The organism is Streptomyces sp. GESEQ-35 (assembly GCF_017948485.1).
Taxonomy (GTDB): domain Bacteria; phylum Actinomycetota; class Actinomycetes; order Streptomycetales; family Streptomycetaceae; genus Streptomyces.
In genome coordinates this window covers 1-3,748 of the sequence record NZ_JAFFSX010000065.1, presented here as the reverse complement: position 1 = coordinate 3,748, position 3,748 = coordinate 1, and the positions used below count along the sequence as shown (strand labels likewise).

Sequence of the window (3,748 nt, the reverse complement as noted above, 5' to 3'; positions counted from 1 at the left end):
CGGGGGACGTGGGATTGCGGGTGTGACACAGCGCTCGAAGTTTCGCTGCGATCCCACGCGCGGTCCAGCGACCCGTCGCGGCGCAGTCTCCTCCGGCTGCCCATGACGCTGCGGACCGGCGTGTCCCGACACGTGTTTACCACTCTGCGGGAGTCCATGGTCGCCGCGGTCACCAACACAACCATCCGTGCAGCATACGGGCCCGGCAGGCGCCGCCCGCGCCTTGCGCGCCGCACTGCCCGAAGACGACCTTCAGCAGCGCGGAGCAACATCCGCAACCGGATGCTGCTGACCAGGCCCGACAACCTCAGGGCCGAGCAACAGGCTTCACCCTGCTTCGCCACCGCATCCTCCTCGGATAGCAGCACGCTCCGTCACCACCGAAAGCGAGACAGGGCCGTTAAGAGCTCGCGCGGGTAGGTGGCGTGGAATGCCTCAGCATCAAGGTGGGCACAGGTCCCAGTGAACATGTAGTTGCGACGGTCTGTGACCGCTGGAGAGAGGCCTGTCGGCGTCTTTCGTTTCAGGTCGCCTGCCTGGCCAGCCTGTGCAGGGCCCGCACGGCAGGTGATCCGGGGTCGGCCGTGATCAGGACGACTTCCTGGTCATCCTCGGGCACGAGCAGGACGTCGCAGTTCAACCGCAGCGTGCCGGCTTCCGGGTGGTCTAGGGTCTTGGTGCGGTGCCCAGGAGCGTGGACCGGACGTGTCTGCCAGATCTGCCTGAACTCCTCGCTGCCGGCGTGCAGTTCGGCCAGCAGGGCGGTCACCTGCGGGTCGTGCGGGTAGCGGTCGGCGGCCCGGCGAAGCCGCGCCACCACGATGTGCCCGAACTCCTCGGCGTTGGAGCTCTCATACATCCGTCCCTGGCCCAGGAAGCGGCGCCGGGCCAGGTTCGTCGTCCCGCGTGCGAGGTCGCCGCCGAGCAGTGCCTGGGCCAGGGGGTTCCAGGCGACGACGCCGTACGCCGCGTCCGTGACGATGGCAGCGGTCTCCGGCAGCCGCTCCAGCATCCGGGCCACGTCCGGGCGTACCCGCCGCACGGCGTTGCTGCCGGGCGGCGCGTTCGATCCCGCCAGGCGGAACAGGTGGCTGCGCTCGGCTGGCGTGAGCCGCAGGACCTGGGCCAGCGCGTCCAGGATCCGGGGCGATGGCCGCGGTCCCCGGGCCTGCTCCAGCCGCGTGTAGTAGTCGACCGACATGTGGGCGAGCTCCGCCACCTCCTCGCGGCGCAGGCCCGGTGTGCGGCGGGCGGTGCCCGTCGTGGTCAGCCCGGCCTCGTGCGGACGCAGGCCCGCCCGGCGGTCCCGCAGGAAGCGGGCCAGCTCCTGCCGCGCCATACCACCTCCTGCCGCTTGCCTGGTACAGGCTGTCCCTGGCAGGGCGCCCACTGCCAGGGGACCGTAGTTTCCATGAACGATCGCATGGCTCTGGTCACCGGTGCCAACAAGGGCATCGGCAAGCACATCGCCCGGCTGCTCGCGGCCGAGGGCCTCACCGTGTACGTGGGCGCCCGCGACCCGGGGCGCGGACAGCGGGCCGTCGAGGAGATCGGTCCCGGCGCCCGGCTGCTGGTCCTCGACGTGACGGATCCCGACGGCATCGCACAAGCCGCCGCCCAGGTGGAACGCCTGGACGTGCTGGTCAACAACGCCGGCATCTCACCGTCACTCGCCTCGCCGGCCGACATGCTCGTCGAGGAATACCGGCGCACGTACGAGACCAACGTGTTGGGGGTGGTGGCGGTGACCAATGCGTTCCTGCCCGCCCTGGGCCGGTCCCCGCACCCGCGCATCGTCAACATCTCCAGTGGCACCGCGTCGCTGACCTGGAGCACAAACCCCAACCCTCAATTCACCCCGGGAAGCGGTGGCGCTGCCGCCTACCGGTCGTCCAAGGCCGCCCTCAACGCCCTCACCGTCTTCTACGCCCAGACGCTGGCCGAGGACGGCTTCAAGGTCAACTCGCTCGCCCCCGGCCTGCGGGCTACCGATCTCAACCCCCGGGCCGCCGCTGCCGGCGGCGACCCGGCCGAGGCAGCGCAGGGTGCCCTCCGCCTGGCCCTGCTGCCGGACGACGGCCCCACCGGTGGCTTCTTCTCCTGGGACGGAACGCCCGTGCCCTGGTGATTGGTGATCAGTCATGGGCGGCGTCGGGGACGGATGTCCCAGCGGTGGGTCGTCCATGCCTGGCGGATCAGGCCACGTACGGTGATGACGGCGTCGGCGAGGTCGAAGAAGGCGTCGATGACGGTGGCCCGGCGCTCGTTGCAGCGGGCGAGGCGGTGGAAGGTGTTCTGCCAGGCGTGGGTGCGCTCCACGTGCCACCTCTGACTTGCCTGGATCGGCGCCTTCTCGCCTTTGTGCGCGATCCGGCCGTGCAGGCCACGTGCATCGAGCAGGATGCGGGTCTTGTCGCAGTCGTAGCCGGCATCCAGGTGGACGGTGATGTTGTGGGGTATCGGTCCGAGGTCCTCCAGGCGGTCCAGAGTCGGGGCGAGCAGAGGGGAGTCGTGGCGGTTTGCCCCGGCCAGGACACGGCCAGTGGAATGTCGTAACCATCCGTCATGCCGGAGCGTTTCAGACCCTGTTTACCGCGGTCAACCGGGGAGCGCCCGGCCACCTCGCCGCCACCGGGGGGCCTTGGCGATCGAGCCGTCGACGGCAATCTGGTCCAGGACGAGGCCGACGATCCGGTCGTAGGACTCCAGCGCGATCCGCTTGAACCTGGCGAAGACGCCGAGCCGGATCCACTCGTCGCGGCGATTGCGGATCGTGGTGGCCGAACAGGTCGTGTCGGCGATCGCCTGGTAGGAGCAGCCAAAGCGCAGGAGCTGCAGCATCTTGTCGAAGACGATCCGGTCGCTGATGCGTGGCCGATGGCAGCCCAGCGGATGGTCCGGGTGGTACTCCGACCGCTCGGGCACGAGAGCCGCGAATTGGCCCCAGAGTGGCTCGGTCAGCCATGATGGCAGCGCAGGCATAGGTCTCCCCAATGATCACAGAGCGTCGCAACTCCATGATCGCCAGGACCTGTGCCTGTCTCGCTGCCGGGGTACCAGCACCGCGCCTATCCGCGCGATCTCTAAGTTGACACACCCGGCTGACCGCTGGGCAAGACATGAAAGCCGCATGTCCGGTTCGGGCCGGCGGCCCAGGTAAACGGAACAGCGGAAACGCCGTCACCGCGCCCTGGGCCGACCGCACAGGTTCAGCTTCAGCGGCGTACGCCATCCCGTACACCAACAGCAGCGCACGACCCCAACCATGCAACTCTGCCTCCCCTGATCAGCCCCAACACGGCCTGCCCGGCTTCGTACGTGAGTAGCGTCACCTCCGCACGGCGAGCTTGCTGGGTCGCGCGTAGAACCGTTCGCCGGTGGCGCACGTTGTGTTCCGTGATCGGAGCTTTCAGGCCGGTGCCCTTCCGGACACGTACGGAGGGATGACCCACACCTGTGCCGCGCTCCGAGGCCAATGCACAACAAGAGGGGAATACCAACAATGCGTTCACGCCCCATCGCAACGGCGGCCATCGCCGCTGCCTTCGTCATGGTCCCGGCAGGCAGTGCCCTCGCGGGCAGCGGACCGGCTCCTGCACCTTCCGAGCGTTCCGCGTCGGTGTCCACGGCTCCCACGCCCGAGGGCAATCCCTTGAGCGAGAAGGCACGGGCCAGCGACGTCTGTGACGACGCCTACCAGATCGGCAAGACCGGCTACGTCAAGCGGGACGGCGCGACCATCGCCTCG

General features: G+C 69.0%; 2 protein-coding genes and 2 pseudogenes. 2 read left to right on the top strand and 2 right to left on the bottom strand.

All coding sequences use genetic code 11. The features are described from left to right. Window positions 1–523: 523 nt before the first annotated feature. Complete coding sequence (locus tag KCH87_RS48305; protein ID WP_210594442.1) at window positions 524–1,339, bottom strand: helix-turn-helix transcriptional regulator; 816 nt, start codon at window positions 1,337–1,339, stop codon at window positions 524–526. A gap of 72 nt (window positions 1,340–1,411) precedes the next feature. On the opposite strand from KCH87_RS48305, the gene KCH87_RS48300 reads away from it, so the two are divergent. Continuing rightward, a complete protein-coding gene (locus KCH87_RS48300; RefSeq protein WP_210594441.1) occupies window positions 1,412–2,128 on the top strand; it encodes an SDR family oxidoreductase in 717 nt (238 codons plus the stop codon). Between the two features lie 11 nt (window positions 2,129–2,139). On the opposite strand, the pseudogene KCH87_RS48295 reads toward KCH87_RS48300, so the two are convergent. After that, window positions 2,140–2,982 (bottom strand): annotated as a pseudogene (locus KCH87_RS48295) (IS5 family transposase). Window positions 2,983–3,502: 520 nt separating this feature from the next. Between KCH87_RS48295 and KCH87_RS48290 the strand changes: the two are divergent. Then, window positions 3,503–3,748, top strand: a pseudogene (locus KCH87_RS48290) (hypothetical protein); the annotation flags it as partial.